We start from the raw sequence: 19,906 nt of genomic DNA, 5'->3' as shown, positions 1-19,906 counted from the left end.
CCACGGGGCTCCACCGCGATGCGGCCGATGCTGCGTTTCCCCATGGAGAGGGGAGGCCGCGGACCCGGTGCACGGCCCGGTCGTCGGGCCCTCGGCGGACGGGTACGGCCCGGTCGCGCGCTGCCCGGTGCCCCGGGCCCGGGCAGGTGCCGTCGCCGGAGGGCTCAGGGGCGGTCGTCCATCAGGTCGAGCTCCTGCCAGATCTGTTGGACCGCGCCGGAGGAGCGAACGGCGTCGTCGTCGCCGAGTTCGGCGAGGAGGGCCTGGACGGCGGCGACCATGGCCGTCACCGAAGGGCCTGCGTGGACGCCCTCGATGGGGGTGACGATCAGGTGGTCGGCTTCCTCGGCGAGGGGGGAGGCGCTCAGGTCGGTGAGGACGATGACGGTGGCGCCGCGCTCGCGGGCGAGTCGGGTCAGGCCGCGCAGGGTGCGGGTCAAGCGCCACACGTTGAGGGTGACGAGGCAGTCGCCCTTCTCCAGTTGGGAGACCTGGACCGCCTGGGCGGTTGCGGAGCCGAGGGCGAGCCGGATGTCGTGGCCGGCGATGGCGCCGAGGTGGCCCAGGACGTGGGCGGGACCGGCCCCGCTGCCCGAGCTGATGACCAGGGTGCGGCGGGCGGTTCTGACGGCCCGGGCGGCGGCGCGGATCGCGGCGAGGTTGTCGGGGGTGGCGAGGGCGGAGAGGTTGACGGCGTCCTGGCGCAGGGTCTGGGCCGCGGGGTCGGTGGCGGCACCGGGAGCGAGGTCTCCGGAGGAGACCGAGGCGAGGTAGAGGGCCCGTAGTTCCTCGCGCAGTCGGGGCCAGCCGTCGAAGCCGAGCTGTTGGGCGGTGCGGACCACGGTGGAGACGTTCACGCCGGCGCGTTCGGCGACTTCGCGGGCCGAGGAGTAGCTCGCGAACTGCGGGGTCCGGGCCAGGACGTGGACGACCCGTTCGGCCTGGGGGCCAAGGGTTCCGCGGGCCTCGCGGCCGGCCAGCCACGCCTCGATGCTCACGCTGCCTCTTCTCGTCGGGTTCCGGGGTGCCGCCCGGGTGGAGGGGAGGCGGCGGCCGTGGGGTGCGAATGGCTGTGGAGTCCGGGGGGCGTGGTGCCCCGGCCGGGCTTCCGGTGTCGGAGGAAATTCTGCCAGGCCTCGGACGTGCGGGTGCCGACCCGTGCTGCGGCGGTGGCGTCGCGCACGGTCCGCGACCTCCAGCCAGGAGCAGCCGGTGAGCTCATCGGGGCGTCGGCCGCCGGGGCGTGGTGTGCGAGCGGGTCGGTGGGGCATTCGGGAAGGACGCGGAGGGGGGACGCACGCGATGTGCATCAAAAGTTGCATGGAATGAATAAATGCATCTAACGTTGCCTCCCGTTCCTCCCGTCGCCCCGGGAGGTGCAGTGGCCTTTTCCCGGGCGTCCGTGACGGCTCGGGCCGTCACGTCCCCGCTGGACGGCCCTGAGCGCCCGAAGCCCGGTGGACGACCCTGCGGCCCGGGAAGAGCGGAAGGAAGACGAGGATGACCTCCCAGCGGCCCGCACGCCTGCTGATCACCCATGCGCACCTCCTGCACCCGGAGTCCGGTGAGCTCACCGACCGCTCCTGGCTGGAGGTCGCGGACGGGCGCATCGCCGCCCACGGCACCGGGCGTCCTCCTGCGACCCCGGAACACGCACAGGTGTTGGACGCGCACGGTGCGACCGTCCTTCCGGGGCTCATCGATGCGCACGTCCACCTCCTCCTGACCACGATCGACCCCCGGGAGGCGTCCTCCTGGACCCCCGGATACGCCACCGTCCGTGCCCTCGGCGAAGCCGAACGGATGCTTCGCCGCGGTTTCACCACGGTCCGTGACGTCGGAGGGGCCGACCACGGGATGGCCCGGGCCATCGACGAGGGGCTCCTCCCGGGCCCCCGCCTGCTCCACGGCGGGAAGGCCCTGTCCCAGACGGGCGGTCACGGGGACCTGCGTCCCCTGGGGGACGAATCGCTGCCCTGTTGCCAGAGCCGTCCCTCCTTCGCCCGCATCGCCGATGGGACGGAGGCGGTACGGGCCGCCGCCCGGGACGAGTTCCGCAAGGGCGCCGCGCACCTCAAGATGCTGATCGGCGGCGGGGTCGCTTCGCCCCACGACGAGGTCTCGGCGGTCCAGTACACCGAGGAGGAGATTCGCGCGGCCGTCACCGAGGCGGTCCACCACAACCGGTACGTCACCGTGCACGCCTACCACCCCCGCGGCGCCAACCGGGCGCTGCGGGCGGGCGTGCGCTGCGTCGAGCACGGCAACCTCATCGACGACGAGACCATCGCCCTGCTCATCGAGAAGGACGCGTTCCTGGTCCCCACCCTGATCACCTATGAGCAGATGGCGCGGCTCGGCAGGGCGATGGGGATGTCCGAGGCTTCCCACCGGAAGATCGCCGAGGTCCAGGAAGCCGGCCTGTCCGCCCTCGAACGCGCCCACCGGGCGGGCGTCAACCTGGTTTTCGGCAGCGACCTGCTTGGTGCCGTGCAGTCCGCCCAACTACAGGAGTTCGCCCTCCGCGCCCAGGTCCAGCCGGCGGTCGACATCATCCGCGCCGCGACCAGTACGGCCTCCCGGCTGCTGAACAGGGAGGGCGAAATCGGCACCCTGGCCGTCGGCGCCCATGCGGACCTGCTCGTCGTCGACGGCAATCCCCTCGACGACATCGGTGTCCTCGTGCACCCCGAACGCAACCTGCGCCGTGTCGTCAAGGGGGGCGTCCCCGTCTGACGACAGGTGCTCCGTCCGTTCCTCCAGGACCAGGACGACCCTTCCGCGCACCCGATCGGGAACGAAGCACCGTCGAACGGAGACCGAGGGAACCGGCAACGGCGCCGGAGAGGAGGGTGTTCCGCACCGCCCTCACGAGGAGGCGCGTTCCGCACCGCCCTCACCGGGGAACCGCATCGGTCGGCCCCGTCGTCCCTCCTGTCGTCTGTGGAACCGGGCGACGGCAGGGGGAGAGGCCGTCGGCGACTGCGGTTCCGCCGCGCGGGTTGTTCACTCAGGGACGGTGGGCGGGGGATGGGCGGATCCGGACGGGCTGCACGACCGGGAAAGGGACGACTCGTCGCGCTGGAGGAGGCGCTGGCGGTGCACCGGTTGGTGAATCTGACCGGACCGCTCGGCAGCGGCAAGACCTGGATGGCCGCCCGGCTCGGCTCCGCGGTCAGGATCCCGTTGGACCGCACGGGTGCGCCCGAGGCGATCGCCGACGAGTTGGCCGAACCCTCGGCCGACGTCCTGGTGGTCGACGATGCGGACCGCAGCGGAGATCTGGTGGCCCTCCGCGATGTGCTCGACCGGGCGGGGGACGAGCGTCCGTCCGTCGTGGTCCTCAGCCGAAGACCGCTCAGGTCCACCCCCGGCTGGACCGACGCCGAGGTGTGCACCGTCCCCGTCCGTCCCCTGCCGGACTCGGACATCGATGCGCTGGCGACCGCGGCCGGGATCGACTCTCCGGCCGGGCGGGCGCTGGTGACCTCGCTGGCCGAGGGCATTCCGCTGCTGGCCGAGTCCGCCTGCCGGGCCCTGCACGACGGGGTCCCGACCGATGCACCCGGCGCGGTGGCCGACCACGTCGCCGGCGAGATCTTCCTGCGGCTCGGCCGGGAGTCGCCGGTGCGCCACTGGCAGGACGCGCTCCGATCGCTCGCCGCGATGGGGGCGGGAGACGAGAAGATGCTGGGGACGGGGCCCGAGCCGTTCACCGTACTCGCGGGGCTGAGCCTCGTGACGCGGACCGCTCTCGGCCTCGCCCTGTCCTCGCCGTACCGCGAGGTGCTGGAGCTGGCCCACCGCTGGCGCCGGCCCGTGGAGCACGATGCCCTCCGCAACGAGGCCGTTCGCTACCGGGCAGCCCAACTACGGACGGCGCGCACGCCCACCGAGCGCTTCCGGATCGTGGAGCAGGGTCTCTTCCTCTCCGGGGATCCGTTCGTGCGCCGACTCCTGCGGCCGATGGCGCCGTCGCCCGCCACGATCCGCCCGGTCGACACCTCCGATGCCACCGAGGTCGAGGAGGTCGGCCGACTGCTGCACCGGTGGGCGCGGCACGGAGGCTTCCACGGGCGCCGCTCCGACCGTCTGGTCGAGCGCTGGCTCTCCGAGGGCACGGCCGACTTCGTCATCGCTCGGGACCCCGAGGAGCGACCCGTCGGCGTCGCCAACCTCACCGTGATCCGGGAGCGGACGATCGCCGGGGTCGAGCCGCTGCTCCAGCAGCACGCGGCCCGGTTCCTCTGCGGCGAGGCGCCCGCGGGCCTCTTCATCGGCGCGGTCCACTGCCCCGACCCCCCGGTGCGTGCCCAGATCCTCCGGCACACCCTCGCGCTCGCCGTCCGGCACGGCCGGACCGTCGCTTCCACCGCGAGCCCGGACTACCAGCGGCTCCTCAACGGCCTGCGGTTCCGCCCGCACGGTGCCGTCCGCGAGGACGTCCACGGGAGCGGACGACACCCCGAGGTCTTCAGCAACGACATGAGCCCCGGGGAACTCCCCTCCTGGCTGGACAGGTTGACCGAGCCGCACGGCGTCGAAGCCGGTCCGGCCGATCCCGACACGCGGGCCGTCGGTCGGGCCCTGAGGCAGATCGACGACCCCGTGGCGCTGGCGCGCAGTCCGCTGCTCGCCCCGCCGCACGACTCCGATCCGGCGAGCCTGCGCGCATGGCTGTACGACGCCGTCCGGGCGCTTGCCGAGAGCCCGTCCCGCACCGAGGCCGAGGCCGGCCGCGTCCTGCAGACCTACTACTTGAGGCGGTGCGGGAGCCACGATCAGGTGGCGGCCCGCTTGCACCTCAGCCGCGCCACGTACTTCAGGCGGCTGCGGTACGGGCTCCTCGCCCTCGGCACCCGGTACGTCGCGAACGGGCCCTGAGGCGTCGTCAGCCCGTGGTCTCCGCCATCAGCCAGCCGGCTCCCGCGGAGTCGGAGCAGAGGTGGATCCAGATCAGGCGGTCGGGTCGGCGGATGACATAGGTCCTGACGGGGTTGTTGTAGATGTCTCCGAACCCGTCGACGTACTCGACGCGGACGTCGCGCGGAATGCTGTCCGTCACGTCGGCCGGGATCCGGGAGTCGGTGAGGCGGACGCCACCCGATCCGGTGACCGCCGATTCGACCGCGGCGAGGAGTTCCGGTGCGGAGAACTCCTTCCCGCCCGCCGCCTGGATCGACGACCGGTAGACCTTGCCCTCGACCCACTCCAGGCCGTCGCCCGTCCAGAAGGGGACGCGACCGCTGGGAACGATCGGGCTCGGAGTCTCGGAGTTCTCGAAGCCCTCGGGGACCGAGAAGTAGGGGAAGTCGCCCAGGGGGGCGTCGGAAACCGGTACTGACTCCGGGTCGAAGGGAGTTGAGCTCTCCGTTGCGGTGGGGGCGGAGGGTGTGGTGCTCTCCTGGGGAGGGTCCGTGCCCCGGCCGTCCGCAGGTGCGGCGGGGGCGGTGGTGGCCGACGGAGCGGCTGGGGCGTCGGCACCGTCCGTTCCGCCGCAGGCGACCGCGGCGGGAACGAGGAGGGCGGTGACGGCGAGGGCGCGGGTGGCCCGGGTGAGGCGGTGGAAGGTCAAGGCTCTTCTCCACGAGGTGAGGGTGCCGGACTGACGGAAGGTCACTGCGGAAGCCCGTCGGGCAGGTGGATCTGCTTGCCCCAGTCGGCGTAGTCCTGCCGTCCCGTTTCCGTGCGGCCGAGGACCGTCACGGTCGCGACGATGCGGACGGGAAGGAAGCCCTTGTCGATCCAGACCCGGTAGTCGTCGTAGGTGACGTCACCGAACTTCGGGCGGCCGGAATAGCTGACTGCCTGGCGGCCGTTCACGGTCTCCGGGGCGGAGGCCGCCGGTTGCCACTCCGTGGTGGCGAGGAACTGCTGCTGCGCGCGGGGATCGGTGAACCCCAGGTAGGACTTGACGACGGCGTCGGCGAGTCGCTCCTGCGCGCTGCCGTTCGCCTTCGCCTCGGTCCAGCTGCCGTGTCCCTTCATCCAGCCCCGCTCGTCCTTGATGAAGAGTTCGCCACCGTCCGACGTCTTCAGGTACAGCTCGAACGGCTTGCCCATCCTGATCGGCCCGGTCGCGGAGGAGTGGGGGTACGTGGTCGTCATGTGCGCGGTCGCGGCCAGGCGGGTCGCGGTCACCAGACAGTCGGCGAACACCGTGCCCGGAACCGGATCGCCAGGCTCTGACAGGCGCTTCGTGCACGAGTCCGGCGGGCCCGTTTCCGTACGGTCGGTGGAGGGCGCGGGGGAGGCGTCCGCACGCGTCGGACCCGTGGTGCGTCCGGGTGCGGTTGCCTCGGTGCCGGCTTCCGCACAGCCGGTCAGTGCGGTGGCCGCCACCGTCACTGCTCCGAGGAGCGCGGCCAGTCTCGGTAAGGGTCGTGCGTCCATGTCTCTTCCCCCTGTCCCTGCGGTCGGTCCTTGCCGTCCCGCACACGGATGTTCCGAAGGTATCCGGACTTGGGGCCCTTGAAGTATCAAAGCAGTCTCAAACGGCCCTTCCGCGGCTCCTGCGCCTCCAGCCCGAACGCCCGCGGCTTCCGGTGCGGGCGACGGACCAACTACGCTCCCATCAGAACCATTTCAGTGCGAGCGCCGTCTTCCGCCCCGCCGGGCGCCGGCTGCGCAGTGATCGACACCTGTGCCACCGGCGCGTGCCGCCCCTCCGGCGGTCGGCCGGGCCGCACCCCCGGCATCCGTGCGGCGGAAACGAAGACGACTGCGAAGGAGCGGGATCCGATGACCGAGACCTTTGGCCGACGCACCGGTATCACGGATGCGGCGGTGCTGACGGCGAGGCGCCGTTCCCGTTCCGTTCTGCGGGGCGCCGTCGCCCTCGCGGGTTCTCTGCTCCTCGTCGCGCCGGTCGCGGCGTGCACCGGTGGGGGTGCGGAGGGAGCGGAGGCCGCCGGTGCGCCCACGGCCGCCGGGACGGTGCCCCCCGATCGTGCGGACGTCACGCACCGGAAGGCCCCCGCACGGATCTTCACCCGAACCGTCGACGAGGCCGTCCCTTCGCTCTACGCCCATCTGCAGGGCACCCTCGTGGTCACCGAGGACGACTGTGTCGCGGTGGCCACGGACCCGAAGCGCGAGCCGGTGTCCATCGTGTGGGGACACGGCTGGTCCACCCGGGAGGAGAACGGCAAGACCGCCGTGTACGACGCCGAGGGCAGGCTCTTCGCCAAGGAGGGGGACCGGGTGGGACTCGGGGGTGGGTCCTCCGGCCGGGGCGAGGCTCCGTGCCTCACCGGGCAGCCCTTCGAGGCCAACGACGACCAGGCCGTCGCCTGAGGCGGTCCGCCCGTCTCCCGGGCCTGCTTCCCGGTCCCTCCGAACGCGTGGGGTCCGAAGCCTCCGGCGGCCGGCGTTCGTGACCGTCGGCAGCCCGGTGCGCGCGGCGGCTGCGGGGCGGAGCCGCCGTACGGTTGACGGTCGGCGACCCCCGGGACGGCCCTCGGTACGGCCCGGTCGGGGCCGGGTCGGGGCGTCAGCCGCGCCGGGTGGAGGCGCGGGGAATCACCGTGCAGGGAACGGTCACCTCTCGGGCCGGCCGGCCGTCGAGCAGGTCGATCAGCAGGCCGACCGCCTCCACCCCCAAGCGGTTGGCGTCGAGGTTGAGCGTGGTCAGCGGCACCTCCCAGTCGCCCGGGGCACCCGAGTGGTCCGCCTCGCGCATCACGCTGATCATCAGGTCCCGGGGGACGTCCAGACCGAGACGGCGGGCCGCGGTCACCAGGGCCTGGCCGTAGGTCTCGTTGATGCCGTGGACCGCGTCGGGGCGGTCGGGCGGTGTGAGCAGGCGGAGCGCTGCCTCCACCGGCTCTTCGGCTGGGGTCGGCGCCTCGATGAGCGGGGCCTGTGCCACTCCGTCGCACCAATCGCGGTAGAGCCGCTCGCTGTCCTGGGTGTAGGCATCGGCCTGTGAGCCGGACAGCAGGGCGACGCGCCGGGCGCCGGACTCCCGGAGGTGGCCGAGGACGTCCGCCATGCCGTTCACCAGGTCGCTCTCCACGGTCGGTACGTGCGTCTGGTCCGGGTCCAGGGGGCGGCCGTCGGTGACCACGGGCAGGTGGCGGCGCGCGCACTCGGCCAGCACCGGGTCGTCGAGCACCGGATCGACGACGATCAGGCCGTCCATCGGCACCCGCGCCCACAGGCCGGAGGCCGGATCGCCGGGGATGGCGACCAGTGCGTAGTCCCGTTCCACGGCGGTGACCGAGGCGCCTGCCGTGAACGCGGCGTAGTAAGGGCGGTAGGTGCCTTCCCAGGGCCTGTCCCGCATGTGGCCGATGGCCAGGCCCAGGATGCCGGTGCGTCCGGAGACCAGCCCGCGGGCGACCGGGTCGGGGCGGTAGCCGAGTTCCTCCGCGGTGCGGAGCACCCGGCTGCGGGTGGCCGCGGCGATCTTGCCCTTGCCGCTCAGGGCGTGCGAGACGGTGGTGATGGACAGGCCCGTCGCCCGGGCCACGTCCCGGATGCCGATGCGCTGCCCGGTGGGCTTCCGTGTGTTTCCCCCGGTGGTCATGCGGTGCTCTTCCCTCTGCTTCGTGTCGGTGCGGGACCAAGGCTGGCAGATGGAGGGCTGCGGTCCAAGCCCTCGGAGTAAAACGTTTTTGTTGTGTTCGGGCTCGGCTCTTGACGAGGCCAAAACGTTTTGGGCACCGTATCTGCCACATCCCCGCCTCCCAAGGAGCTCTCCTTGCGCAGCTTCCGCATGCCCGCCGCCCCCGCACTCGCCGCCCTGCTGCTCACCGGCCTCACCGCCTGCGGCAGCGGCGCCGGCGGCGACTCCACCACCCACACCACCGACTCCAAGGGCTCGCGGAACTACGGCGCCTGCACGGTGACCGGAACCAAGGGGTCCATCACCCTCGACACCGTCGAGGACGGCACCCTCACCGTCGTCGGGGACCTGCCCAGCCCCGGTTGGTGGGACGGCGACACCGTCCGGGACATCGACAGCGGCTATGAGTACTGCCTGGCGGCCAACCTCGCCCACCGCGCCGGCCTGGACCGACTCACCGTCCGCAACGTCTCCTTCGACGCCCTCGTCGCCGGCAAGTCCAAGGACTTCGACATCGCCCTCGCCGAGATCTCCATCACCGATGAGCGCCGCAAGGTCGTGGACTTCTCCACCCCCTACTTCGACTCCAACATCGGCGTCCTCGTCAGGACCGAAGCCCCCGTCGCCCAGAGCGACGTCGCGACCAAGCGCCTCGGCGTCAAGCAGGGCACCACCGGCGCCGACTTCGTGCGCGACGTCCTCAAGCCGCGACAGGAGCCGAAGGTCTTCACCGGCGACGTGGAGCTGCAAGCGGCGCTCCAGGCGGGCCAGATCGACGCGGCCCTCACCGACGTCGCCATCGTGCTCGGCAAGGCCCGGCAGTCGAAGGGCGCGCTCGCCGTCGTCGGGCAGTACGCCACCGGCGAGTCCTACGGCGCGCTCTACCCCAAGGGCAGCAAGAACGCCGCCGCCATCGACGGCGCCCTCGTCGACATGCAGCAGGACGGCACCCTCGACGCGCTCGCCACCACCCACCTCGCCGAGGCCTTCGGCGGCGACCCCGCCACGATCCCCGTCTGGAGCACGAAGTGAGCCTCACCACCGACCTGCTCGCGCCGCGGCGGGACCAACCACGAGCCGCCGCGACCCCACCGCCGGCCTCCCTCCCCCTCGCCGCCGCCGCGACCGCCGCCGTCCTGTCCGTCGTCGCGACGGCCGTGACCGTCGCATGGTCCGTACGGGACGTCGTCCCCGGCACCGCGACGACGGCCGCCGTCGGCGCGCTGGTCGTGAGCACCGCCGTCCTGCCGCTGCTGCGGCCGGCCCTCCGCGCACTGCGCGGGGCGAGGAACGCCGCCACCGCCTGGGCCGATGACCGGCGGGCCGACGCCCGGCGGCTGGCCGCACGGTCCAGGGAGGACGCCTGGACCGTGCTCGGCTGGTCCCTGCTGGCGGTCTGCCTGATCGGAGGAGCGTGGTTCGTCCTGGCGAACGATCGCGCCGTCCAACGCACCTTCTTCGACGGCGGAGTGATCGGGCTCAGCGTCTCCGAGATCACCTCGGCCTTCGGCACCAACCTCTTCATCGCGGTCGTCTCCCAGGCCCTCATCCTCGTCTGGGGACTCGCCCTCGCGCTGGCCCGCATGGCTCCGGGCCGGGCGGGCCGTCCGCTCCGGCTCCTCGCCACCGGCTACATCGACGGCTTCCGTGCCGTTCCCGCGGTCATCGTCATCTATCTGATCGGCTTCGGCCTGCCGCTCGCCGAGGTGCCGTTGCTCAGCTCGCTCAGCCCGGTCTGGTTCGCCGTCCTCGCCCTCACCCTGACCTACGGGGCCTACGTGGCCGAGGTCTTCCGAGCCGGCATCGAGTCCATCTCCCCCGGCCAGACGGCGGCGGCCCGCTCACTCGGGCTCTCCCGGAGCGCCACCCTGCGCCACGTGGTGCTTCCCCAAGCCACCCGGCGCGTCGTACCGCCCCTGCTCAACGACTTCATCAGCCTGCAGAAGGACACCGCGCTGGTGAACGTCATCGGGACCATCGACGCCTTCAACCAGTCGAAGATCTACGCGTCCAACCACTTCAACCTCTCCTCGGTCACCGTGGTGGCCTTGCTCTTCGTCGTCATCACCATTCCGCAGGCCCGGCTGGTCGACCGGTTGGTGGCCCGTGAGCACAAGCGCGGCAAGGAGGCCTGACATGGCGTTCATCGAGATCGACGCGGTGCACAAGAGCTACGGGAACACCCCGGTGCTGCGCGGCATCGACCTGGAGGTCGAGCAACACCAGGTGGTCACCCTGATCGGTGCTTCCGGCAGCGGCAAGTCCACCCTGCTGCGCTGCATCAACGCCCTGGAGGACATCGACGGCGGTGAGATCCGGGTCGGCGGCGAGGTCGCCTCCGGCCCCGGCACCGACGTGGACCGGCTGCGGCGCGACGTCGGGATGGTCTTCCAACACTTCAACCTCTTCCCGCACATGACCGTCCTGCACAACGTCGCCCTCGCCCCCATGCGGGTCGCCGGCACGCCCCGCCAAGAAGCGGAGGAGCGGGCCCGAGCCCTGCTGGAACGCGTCGGCCTCGGCGCCAAGGCGGACAGCCTGCCCGACCGGCTCTCCGGCGGGCAGCAACAGCGCGTCGCCATCGTGCGCGCCCTGGCCGGTGGGCCGCGCGCCCTGCTGCTCGACGAGATCACCTCGGCGCTCGACCCCGAACTGGTCGCCGAGGTCCTGGCCATCGTCCGCGAACTGGCCGAGGGCGGCATGACCATGCTGCTGGCCACCCACGAAATGGGCTTCGCCCGGGAGGTGTCGAGCAAGGTGTGCTTCCTCCACCAAGGAGTCCTCCTGGAAGAAGGGCCGCCGGAGCAGATCTTCGGGGAACCCAGGGAAGAGCGGACCCGGGCGTTCCTGCGCCGCATCGTCGAGGCGGGACGCCTGTGAGCGCCCCGGTGGTGCTCGTCGTCGAGCACGAACACGACACCGGACCCGCACTGGTCGGGGACCGGCTGGTCCGGGCCGGCCTACGGCTCGACCTGCGACGCCCCTGGCGGGGCGACCCACTGCCCGACGACCTGTCGGAGCACCACGGCCTGTTGGTCCTCGGCGGGGCGATGGGCCCCTACGAGGACGCCCGGGCGCCTTGGCTACCGGCCGTCCGCGCCCTGCTCGGGGAAGCCGTCGACCACGAGCTCCCCACCCTGGGCATCTGCCTCGGGATGGAACTCCTCACCGTCGCCTGCGGGGGCGAGGTCGCCCGTGCCACCCACCCCGAGGTCGGGCTGGTGGAACTGACCCCCCTGCCGGAGTGCGTCACGGACCCCCTCTTCGGGGCCGTCCGGGGGCGCCCGTCCGCCGTGCAGTGGCACTGGGAGGAGACCGCGAGGCTCCCGCACGGCGCCGTCCCGCTGCTCACCGGCGTGCACTGCACCCATCAGGCGTACCGCCTCGGCGACCGGGCCTGGGGCGTGCAGTTCCATCCCGAGGTCCTGGCCGCGGAGACCGCCCAGTGGGCCGATGACGACGCACCGGTGCGCGCACTGGGACTCGACCCGGTGGAGGTGGTCCGCGAGATCGACCGGGCCGAGGACGCCCTGCGTTCCTGCTGGGGTGCTTGGGCGGACCGGTGGGCCGCGGTGGTCCTGGCCTCCCGACCGGAGGGGGAGTCCGTACCCGCTCCCGGACCCGTCCCGCCACCAGCGGCCCCGGAGCCCCGCACGCGGCCGATGCCGCCCGCGGAGGGCGCTGCCTGATCGGTGACGGCCGTGAGGGCCTGCTGCGCACGGTTGCCCGTGCCCCTCGGTGGCACACCGCTGCCGAGGGGTGCGGGCTTCCGCCGACGCACCGGCCGCGGGACGTGGTGTCGGCCGGCCGGCATGGGGAAGAATGGGGCCCATGACGACGTGAAGAGCACGGGGTGAGTGGCAGAGGTGGCGCAAGGCCGGGAGCTGGGAGACCGCCCCGGAGGACGACCGGCAGTGCTGTGCGAGCTGCGGTGCGCCCGTCTGTTCGTACCGGTACCGTCCCCACCCGCCCGAGTCGCCCTCGTACGAACGGTGCATCGGACTCGTCTGGTGCTCGGGCTGCCGGGTGTACTCCGGCGCGATGGTGCACGTCCCCCGGGAGCGCGTCCTCGACGACGCCCTCGCGTCCTTGACGCCCGACCGGCGGGAGCGAATCGAGCGAAGCGAATCCCGGCTCGTCGACTTCCTGGACCGGCGATTCCGCACGACGGCCGACGGTCCGGCCGAAGCGCCCCTCGCTCCCGCGGAGGCCGTCCGGCCCCGGCCCCACCGCCCTGCGGACCAACCGAAGAGAAGGGAGCCGCGATGCGGGTCGCCCTGTTCCTGACCTGTGTCAACGACACGCTCTATCCGGACACCGGCCGTGCCGTCGTGCGGCTGCTGACCAGACTGGGCGTGGACGTCGACTTCCCACCGGAACAGACCTGTTGCGGCCAGGCCCACTACAACACCGGCTACCGGCACCGGGCCGAGCCGCTCGCCCGCCGGTACGCCGAGGTCTTCGCCGCCCACGACGCGATCGTCACCCCGTCCGGCTCCTGCGGCGCCATGGTCAGGGAACTCTATCCGCGCATGGGGGAGCGGGCCCGCGCAGAGGGCCGCGGCGACGGCCTGGCCACCGCCCTGGCCCCCGTCGTGCCCAAGACGTACGAACTCACCGAGTTCCTCGTGGACGTCCTCGGCGTCACGGACGTCGGCGCCCACTACCCGCACACCGTCACCTACCACCCGACCTGTCACGGCCTGCGCGGCCTCGGACTCGGCGAGCGACCGCTGAACCTGCTGCGTGCGGTCAAGGGGCTCGAACTGCTGGAGCTGCCCGGCGCCGAGGAGTGCTGCGGCTTCGGCGGAACCTTCGCGGTGAAGAACCCCGACGTGTCGGCGGCCATGGGCACCGACAAGGTGCGCAACGCCGAATCCACCGGAGCCGAGGTGCTGTGCGCGGCCGACAACTCCTGTCTGATGCACCTCGGCGGCGCCATGTCCCGCCTGAAGGTCGGCATGCGCCCCGTCCACATCGCCGAGATCCTGGCGAGCACCGAAGAGGAGTCCCCGGCATGAGCGGAACCTTCATCGGCATGCCGGCCTTCCCCGAGGCTGCGCGCGAGGCCGTCCGTGACGGCACGCTGCGCGCCAACCTGCGGCACGCCACCCACACCATCCGCGAGAAACGGGCCGCCGCGGTCGCCGAGATGTCCGACTGGGCCGCCCTGCGCGAGGCCGGCAAGCAGATCAAGGAGCACACCCTCCGCAACCTCGACCGCCACCTCGTACGGCTGGAGGAGTCGGTCACCGCCGCCGGAGGGACCGTCCACTGGGCGGCGGACGCCGACGAGGCCAACCGGATCGTGACCCGCCTCGTCCAGGAGACCGGGGAGAGCGAGGTCGTCAAGGTCAAGTCCATGGCCACCCAGGAGATCGGACTCAACGAAGCCCTCGAAGCGGCCGGCATCTCCGCCTACGAGACCGATCTCGCCGAGCTCATCGTGCAGTTGGGCAAGGACCGCCCCTCGCACATCCTCGTCCCCGCCATCCACCGCAACCGCCGCGAGATCCGTGACATCTTCCGTGCGGAGATGGGGGAGTGGGGCCGACCGGCGCCCGAAGGGCTCACCGACGAGCCGGCCGCGCTCGCCGAGGCCGCGCGGCTGCACCTGCGGGAGAAGTTCCTGCGCGCCAAGGTCGCCGTCTCGGGCGCCAACTTCATGGTCGCCGAGACCGGCACCCTCGTCGTCGTGGAGTCCGAGGGCAACGGCCGGATGTGCCTGACGCTGCCCGAGACCCTGATCTCGGTCGTCGGCATCGAGAAGACCGTGCCCACCTGGCGGGACCTGGAGGTCTTCCTCCAGACCCTGCCCCGCTCCTCGACCGCCGAGCGGATGAACCCGTACACCTCGATGTGGACCGGCACGACGGACGACGACGGCCCGCGGAACTTCCACCTCGTCCTGCTCGACAACGGCCGCACCGACACCCTCGCCGACGACGTCGGCCGCCAAGCGCTGCGCTGCATCCGCTGCTCCGCCTGCCTGAACGTCTGTCCGGTCTACGAGCGGGCCGGCGGCCACGCCTACGGCTCGGTCTACCCCGGCCCCATCGGCGCCATTCTCAGCCCCCAACTGCGCGGCACCCGAAGCGAGATCGACGCCTCCCTCCCCTATGCGTCCTCCCTGTGCGGGGCCTGCTACGAGGTCTGCCCGGTGGCCATCGACATCCCCGAGGTCCTGGTGCACCTGCGCGAACGGATCGCCCAGGGCGGCCCCGTGACGCGCGGGGGAAAGAAGGTCGTCCTGAAGCCGGCCAAGGGACACGCCGCGGAGCGGGCCGCGATGCGGGCCGCGGGCTGGGCCCTCGACCGGCCGGGGGCGCTGCGCACCGGCCAGCGGCTCGCCGCGCGCACCCGCAGACTCCACCCGAAGACCCTGCCTGGTCCCGGCCGGGCCTGGACCGACAGCCGTGACCTGCCCGCCGTCCCCGCGGAGCCCTTCCGCGACTGGTGGCAGCGCACCCGCGAAGGAAAGGACGGCCCGCAGTGAGCAGCCGCGACCTGGTCCTCGGCCGCGTCCGTGACGCGCTCAACGGCATCGCCCCCGACGCCACCCCGTACGAGCGGGCCGTCGACCGCGGCTATCTGATCGAGCACGGCCACCGCACGAGCGACCAGGCCGTGGACCTGCTCGCGGAGAACCTGGCCGACTACCGCGCCCTCGTGCACCGTTCCCCCGCACACGGGCTTCCGGAGCTGATCCGACGGCTCCTCTCGGCCCGGGGTGCCCGGCGCGTCCTGGTGCCCCCGGGCCTGCCGCGCGACTGGACCGCCGCGCTCCGGGAAGCCGGCGGTCCCCGTCTGGTCGAGGACCTCGCCACGAACACCGTCGACGACCTCGACCGGGCGGACGGCGTCGTCACCGGCTGTGCGCTCGCCATCGCCGAGACCGGCACGATCGTCCTGGACGGATCCCCGGACCAGGGGCGCCGGCGCATCACGCTCGTCCCCGACCACCACATCTGCGTGGTCCGCGTCCCCGAGCAGGTCGTCTCCTCCGTTCCCCGCGCGGTGGCCCGTCTCGACCCGGTCCGCCCCCAGACCTGGATCTCGGGCCCGTCGGCCACCAGCGACATCGAACTCAAGCGGGTCGAGGGCGTGCACGGACCGCGCATCCTGGAGGTGATCCTGTGGGAACAGCAGCCCGAAGGGTCGGTGTGACCGGTTCCTTGGGCTGTGCGAGCGGACCGCCGTGCGGGATGGCTGTCGCAGCTCGACGTGTTCGCAGCTCAGCATGGGTGCGGGCATAATCCCCGGCATGAACGCGACCCGGATGCTGGCGGATTTCGGTCGGACGGCCAGGATCGGGCCGATCGGCTGCAACGCCTCCCTGCCCGAACTGGTGGCGGCCTTGGGGCGGCCCTTCATCGGTGACCCCGTCCACAAGGGGCAGCGCTGGCCCCGCTGGTTCGGCTACGGCGATCTGCAACTGGTCGTCTGTGAATGCCAGTTGGTGGTCCAGGTCATCCTGCCGGTCTGGCGCGGGGAGGTGGAGGTCCCCGATGCGCGGACGAACGCGATGGTCAGCCATCCGTCGGAAGTGACCCGCTCCCAGCTCATCGCCGCGTTGGACGCCGAGGAGTGCGACTGGAACCAGGGTCTGGACCTTCCCGGGCAGTGCACCGTGGAGACCGAGGTGGACGGCATCCGGACGGGGTTCGTGTTCGTCACCACCGAGGGCCACGAGGGTCCTCCGCTTGCGGATCCGACGCTGAGCAAGGCCGTCTCCTCGGCGTTCCACGACTGCCCGCCCGGGACGTCGGACCAGGAAGACGACTTCGATCCGAGCTGAGGCGGAACGGCCGCGGGCGCGCGACGACCCGGCCCGGGGCGTGGAAGCCACCCGGGCCGGGCCGCGCGGTGAGCAGCGGATCAGGCGATGTCGAACCGGTCCAGGTTCATCACCTTGTCCCAGGCCGACACGAAGTCCTGGACGAACTTCGCCTTGGCGTCGTCGCTCGCGTAGACCTCGGCCAGCGCGCGCAGTTCGCTGTTGGAGCCGAAGACCAGGTCGGCGCGGGTGCCGGTCCACTTGACCGCGCCGGTGGCCGCGTCACGACCCTCGAACGTGGTCTGGTCCTCGGAGGTGGACTTCCACTCCGTGCCCAGGTCGAGCAGGTTGACGAAGAAGTCGTTCGTCAGCTTGCCGGGCGTCTCGGTGAGGACGCCCAGCGAGGACTGCGGCTGGGTCACGCCCAGGGCGCGCAGACCGCCGACGAGGACGGTCAACTCGGGCGCGCTCAGGGTGAGCAGGTTCGCCCTGTCGATGAGCAGGTACTCGGCCGGAAGCCGGTTGCCCTTGCCCAGGTAGTTGCGGAAGCCGTCCGCGACGGGCTCCAGGGCGGCGAAGGACTCGACGTCCGTGTGCTCCTGGCCGGCGTCCACGCGTCCCGGCGTGAACGGCACCTCGATCTCCTGGCCGGCGTCCCGGGCCGCCTTCTCGACCGCCGCGACGCCCGCGAGGACGACGAGGTCGGCCAGGGAGACCTGCTTGCCCCCGTTCTGGGCGGAGTTGAAGCGCTCCTGCACGCCCTCCAGGACGCGCAGCACCTGGGCCAGCTCCTCCGGGTTGTTGACCTCCCAGGTGCGCTGCGGCTCCAGACGGATGCGACCGCCGTTGGCGCCACCACGCTTGTCGCTGCCGCGGAAGGAGCCGGCAGCGGCCCAGGCGGCGGAGACCAGCTGGGTGACCGTGAGGTCCGAGGCGAGGACCTGCTCCTTGAGGGAGGCGATGTCCGCGGCTTCGACGAGCTCGTGCGAGCGGGCGGGCAGCGGGTCCTGCCAGAGCAGTTCCTCGGACGGGACCTCGGGGCCGAGGTAGCGCACCACCGGGCCCATGTCGCGGTGGGTGAGCTTGTACCAGGCGCGGGCGAAGGCGTCCGCGAACTCGGCCGGGTTCTCGTAGAACCGCCGGGAGATCTGCTCGTAGACCGGGTCGAAGCGCAGCGACAGGTCGGTGGTGAGCATCGTCGGCAGGTGCTTCTTCGCCGGGTCGTAGGCGTCCGGGATGACCGCCTCGGCGTCCTTGGCCACCCACTGGTGGGCGCCCGCGGGGCTCTTGCTCAGCTCGTACTCGTACTCGAACAGGTTCTTGAAGAACCCGTTGCTCCACCGGGTCGGCGTGGTGGTCCAGGTGACCTCCAAGCCGCTGGTGATGGCGTCCGGGCCCTTGCCGGTGCCGTACGTGCTCTTCCAGCCGAGGCCCTGGGCCTCCAGCGGAGCGGCTTCGGGGTCGGCGCCCACGTTGTCCGCGGGGCCGGCACCGTGGGTCTTGCCGAAGGTGTGTCCGCCCGCGATGAGGGCAACGGTCTCTTCGTCGTTCATCGCCATCCGGCGGAAGGTCTCGCGGATGTCGCGGGCGGCGGCCACCGGGTCCGGGGTGCCGTTGGGGCCCTCGGGGTTGACGTAGATGAGACCCATCTGCACGGCGCCGAGCGGGTTCTCCAGCTCGCGGTCGCCGGTGTAGCGCTCGTCGCCGAGCCACGTGGTCTCCGGGCCCCAGTAGACGTCCTCGTCGGGCTCCCACACGTCCGCCCGGCCGCCGGCGAAGCCGAAGGTCTCGAAGCCCATCGACTCCAGGGCGACGTTGCCGGCGAGGATCATGAGGTCGGCCCAGGAGATGTTCTGGCCGTACTTCTTCTTGACCGGCCACAGCAGACGGCGCGCCTTGTCCAGGTTGCCGTTGTCCGGCCAGCTGTTCAGCGGTGCGAAGCGCTGCTGGCCGGCACCTGCGCCACCGCGGCCGTCGCTGATGCGGTACGTGCCCGCGCTGTGCCAGGCCATGCGGACCATGAAGGGGCCGTAGTGGCCGAAGTCGGCCGGCCACCAGTCCTGCGAGGTCGTCAGGACCTCGGCGATGTCCTGCTTCACGGCCGGGAGGTCGAGGCCCTCGAAGGCCGCGGCGTAGTCGAACTCCTCGCCGAGCGGGTTGGCCACGGCGGGGTTCTTGGCGAGGATCTTCAGGTTCAGCCGGTTCGGCCACCACTGGCTGTTGCCGCCGCCCTGGGTCGGGTGGGCGGCGCGCCCGTGCGCCACGGGACAGCCGCCCTCCGGCTTCGCGTCTACGACGGTTGCGTCGTGGTTCTCACGGTTCTCAGACATGGGAATCCTTCCGGACCTGGCGGATCACAGTGCCAAGGAAGTGCGGTCGGCGGAGGGGACGGGCGTGGATCTCACGGGTACCTCTCCTGGCGTTCCGGAATCTTCCTGTCCCTTGGCCATCTACGAAACCGATCCTACAATGGACCTTGTCCAAGTCAAGAACGATGCCAAGGCCGTCGACGTAGAAGGGGTGAGACATGAGTGACCTGCTGGAGCGCCTGCGAGCGCGCGGCTGGCGGATGACGTCCCAGCGACGGGTTGTCGCGGAGGTCCTGGCCGGGGAACACGTCCACCTCACGGCGGACGAGGTGCACGCGCGTGCGGTGGCGCGGCTCCCCGAGATCGCCCGGGCGACGGTCTACAACACCCTCGGCGAGCTGGTCGCCCTGGGGGAGGTCGTGGAACTCTCCACGGACGGGAGGGCCAAGCGCTACGACCCGAACGCGCACCGGCCGCACCAGCACCTGGTCTGCTCGAACTGCGGCACCATCCGCGACGTCCACCCCACGGGGGACCCGCTCGCCGTCCTGCCGGCCGCGGAGCGCTACGGCTTCGCGGTGACGAAGGCGGACGTCACCTATCGGGGGCTCTGCCCGGGGTGCGCCTGAGCGGGACGCGCGAGGAGCCCCCCACCGCGGTCGGTGGGGGGCTCCTCCTGGGCGTCCTGCTCGGGTGACGACTACTTCAGGACGGCGAGCGCCTCCTCGTAGCTCGGCTCGTCGGCGATCTCGCCCACGAGCTGCGCGTGCAGGACGGTGTCGTTCTCGTCGAGCACGACGACGGCGCGGGCGGTCAGGCCGGCCAGCGGGCCGTCCGCGATCTCCACGCCGTAGTTGGTGTGGAACTCCCGACCGCGCAGGGTCGACAGGTTCTTGACGTTCTCCAGGCCCTCCGCACCGCAGAAGCGGGCCTGGGCGAAGGGCAGGTCGGCGGAGATGCAGAGGACGACCGTGTTCTCCAGCTGTCCGGCCTTCTCGTTGAACGCGCGGACGGAGGAGGCACACGTCGGGGTGTCCACGCTCGGGAAGATGTTGAGGACCTTGCGCAGACCGGCGTAGTCCTTCAGCGACTTGTCCGCCAGCCCCTCGGCGACGAGGGTGAAGTCGGGAGCCGAGCTGCCGGGGGTCGGCAGGGCGCCGTTGACCTGCACGGGGCTGCCCTTGAGCGTGACCTGGGCCATGGGATCTCCTTCAGACGTAAGGATGGCAACGGGAGGAATCGTACGGACTG

The 19,906-nt window shown here is 71.9% G+C and carries 18 protein-coding genes; 12 read left to right on the top strand and 6 right to left on the bottom strand.

The window, feature by feature from the left end; translation table 11 throughout:
• Positions 1 to 164: 164 nt before the first annotated feature.
• Positions 165 to 998: a MurR/RpiR family transcriptional regulator gene (locus ACFW2Y_RS18110; protein WP_384879780.1), complete on the bottom strand. Its 834-nt coding sequence runs from the start codon at positions 996 to 998 to the stop codon at positions 165 to 167.
• 502 nt (positions 999 to 1,500) lie between these two features.
• Here ACFW2Y_RS18110 and ACFW2Y_RS18105 point away from each other — a divergent pair.
• Together ACFW2Y_RS18105 and ACFW2Y_RS18100 are read left to right on the top strand one after the other, a co-directional pair.
• Positions 1,501 to 2,736 carry an amidohydrolase family protein gene (locus ACFW2Y_RS18105; protein ID WP_384879778.1) on the top strand — a complete coding sequence of 412 codons (1,236 nt, stop codon included), beginning with the start codon at positions 1,501 to 1,503 and terminating at the stop codon, positions 2,734 to 2,736.
• 363 nt (positions 2,737 to 3,099) lie between these two features.
• Complete coding sequence (locus ACFW2Y_RS18100; protein WP_384879775.1) at positions 3,100 to 4,884, top strand: hypothetical protein; 1,785 nt, start codon at positions 3,100 to 3,102, stop codon at positions 4,882 to 4,884.
• Between the two features lie 7 nt (positions 4,885 to 4,891).
• On the opposite strand, the gene ACFW2Y_RS18095 is transcribed toward ACFW2Y_RS18100, so the two are convergent.
• Both ACFW2Y_RS18095 and ACFW2Y_RS18090 read right to left on the bottom strand, forming a co-directional pair.
• Entirely contained in the window at positions 4,892 to 5,575 is a 684-nt protein-coding gene (locus tag ACFW2Y_RS18095; protein ID WP_384879772.1) for a hypothetical protein, read from the bottom strand.
• Between the two features lie 41 nt (positions 5,576 to 5,616).
• A complete protein-coding gene (locus tag ACFW2Y_RS18090) occupies positions 5,617 to 6,393 on the bottom strand; it encodes a hypothetical protein (RefSeq protein WP_384879769.1) in 777 nt (258 codons plus the stop codon).
• 348 nt (positions 6,394 to 6,741) lie between these two features.
• Here ACFW2Y_RS18090 and ACFW2Y_RS18085 point away from each other — a divergent pair, with 348 nt between their 5' ends.
• Complete coding sequence (locus ACFW2Y_RS18085; protein ID WP_384879766.1) at positions 6,742 to 7,296, top strand: hypothetical protein; 555 nt, start codon at positions 6,742 to 6,744, stop codon at positions 7,294 to 7,296.
• 196 nt (positions 7,297 to 7,492) lie between these two features.
• Here the strand turns inward: ACFW2Y_RS18085 and ACFW2Y_RS18080 are convergent, their stop codons facing one another.
• Complete coding sequence (locus ACFW2Y_RS18080; protein ID WP_384879763.1) at positions 7,493 to 8,530, bottom strand: LacI family DNA-binding transcriptional regulator; 1,038 nt, start codon at positions 8,528 to 8,530, stop codon at positions 7,493 to 7,495.
• 174 nt (positions 8,531 to 8,704) lie between these two features.
• On the opposite strand from ACFW2Y_RS18080, the gene ACFW2Y_RS18075 reads away from it, so the two are divergent.
• From ACFW2Y_RS18075 to ACFW2Y_RS18040, 8 genes are all read left to right on the top strand, one after another.
• A complete protein-coding gene (locus ACFW2Y_RS18075) occupies positions 8,705 to 9,601 on the top strand; it encodes an ABC transporter substrate-binding protein (RefSeq protein WP_384879760.1) in 897 nt (298 codons plus the stop codon).
• The gene (locus ACFW2Y_RS18070; RefSeq protein ID WP_384879757.1) at positions 9,598 to 10,704 is read left to right on the top strand and encodes an amino acid ABC transporter permease; all 1,107 of its coding nucleotides are present in this window, start codon (positions 9,598 to 9,600) and stop codon (positions 10,702 to 10,704) included. The genes ACFW2Y_RS18075 and ACFW2Y_RS18070 overlap by 4 nt, the downstream gene beginning before the upstream one ends.
• A gap of 1 nt (position 10,705) precedes the next feature.
• Positions 10,706 to 11,449, top strand: coding sequence for an amino acid ABC transporter ATP-binding protein (locus ACFW2Y_RS18065; RefSeq protein WP_384879755.1), 744 nt, complete (start codon positions 10,706 to 10,708; stop codon positions 11,447 to 11,449).
• On the top strand, positions 11,446 to 12,258 hold the full coding sequence (locus ACFW2Y_RS18060; RefSeq protein ID WP_384879752.1) for a type 1 glutamine amidotransferase: 813 nt from the start codon (positions 11,446 to 11,448) through the stop codon (positions 12,256 to 12,258). Before ACFW2Y_RS18065 ends, ACFW2Y_RS18060 begins: the two co-directional genes overlap by 4 nt.
• A gap of 576 nt (positions 12,259 to 12,834) precedes the next feature.
• Positions 12,835 to 13,590, top strand: a complete 756-nt coding sequence (locus ACFW2Y_RS18055; protein WP_384879749.1) for a (Fe-S)-binding protein — start codon at positions 12,835 to 12,837, stop codon at positions 13,588 to 13,590.
• Entirely contained in the window at positions 13,587 to 15,065 is a 1,479-nt protein-coding gene (locus ACFW2Y_RS18050; RefSeq protein ID WP_384879746.1) for a lactate utilization protein B, read from the top strand. The genes ACFW2Y_RS18055 and ACFW2Y_RS18050 overlap by 4 nt, the downstream gene beginning before the upstream one ends.
• Positions 15,062 to 15,736: a lactate utilization protein C gene (locus ACFW2Y_RS18045; protein WP_384879744.1), complete on the top strand. Its 675-nt coding sequence runs from the start codon at positions 15,062 to 15,064 to the stop codon at positions 15,734 to 15,736. The genes ACFW2Y_RS18050 and ACFW2Y_RS18045 overlap by 4 nt, the downstream gene beginning before the upstream one ends.
• Before the next feature lie 97 nt (positions 15,737 to 15,833).
• A complete protein-coding gene (locus tag ACFW2Y_RS18040; protein WP_384879741.1) occupies positions 15,834 to 16,367 on the top strand; it encodes a hypothetical protein in 534 nt (177 codons plus the stop codon).
• 80 nt (positions 16,368 to 16,447) lie between these two features.
• Here the strand turns inward: ACFW2Y_RS18040 and katG are convergent, their stop codons facing one another.
• Positions 16,448 to 18,676, bottom strand: coding sequence for a catalase/peroxidase HPI (gene katG, locus ACFW2Y_RS18035; protein WP_384879740.1), 2,229 nt, complete (start codon positions 18,674 to 18,676; stop codon positions 16,448 to 16,450).
• 197 nt (positions 18,677 to 18,873) lie between these two features.
• Between katG and ACFW2Y_RS18030 the strand changes: the two genes are divergently transcribed.
• Positions 18,874 to 19,284 carry a Fur family transcriptional regulator gene (locus ACFW2Y_RS18030; RefSeq protein WP_384879737.1) on the top strand — a complete coding sequence of 137 codons (411 nt, stop codon included), beginning with the start codon at positions 18,874 to 18,876 and terminating at the stop codon, positions 19,282 to 19,284.
• A 71-nt stretch (positions 19,285 to 19,355) separates the two neighbouring features.
• On the opposite strand, the gene tpx is transcribed toward ACFW2Y_RS18030, so the two are convergent.
• Positions 19,356 to 19,856, bottom strand: coding sequence for a thiol peroxidase (gene tpx / locus ACFW2Y_RS18025; RefSeq protein ID WP_384879734.1), 501 nt, complete (start codon positions 19,854 to 19,856; stop codon positions 19,356 to 19,358).
• Positions 19,857 to 19,906: the final 50 nt, after the last annotated feature.

The sequence above is a fragment of the Streptomyces sp. NPDC058877 genome (genome assembly GCF_042742855.1).
Classification (GTDB): domain Bacteria; phylum Actinomycetota; class Actinomycetes; order Streptomycetales; family Streptomycetaceae; genus Streptomyces.
Note: the sequence above shows the minus strand (reverse complement) of the source record. Positions and strands in the feature narration are given on the sequence as shown.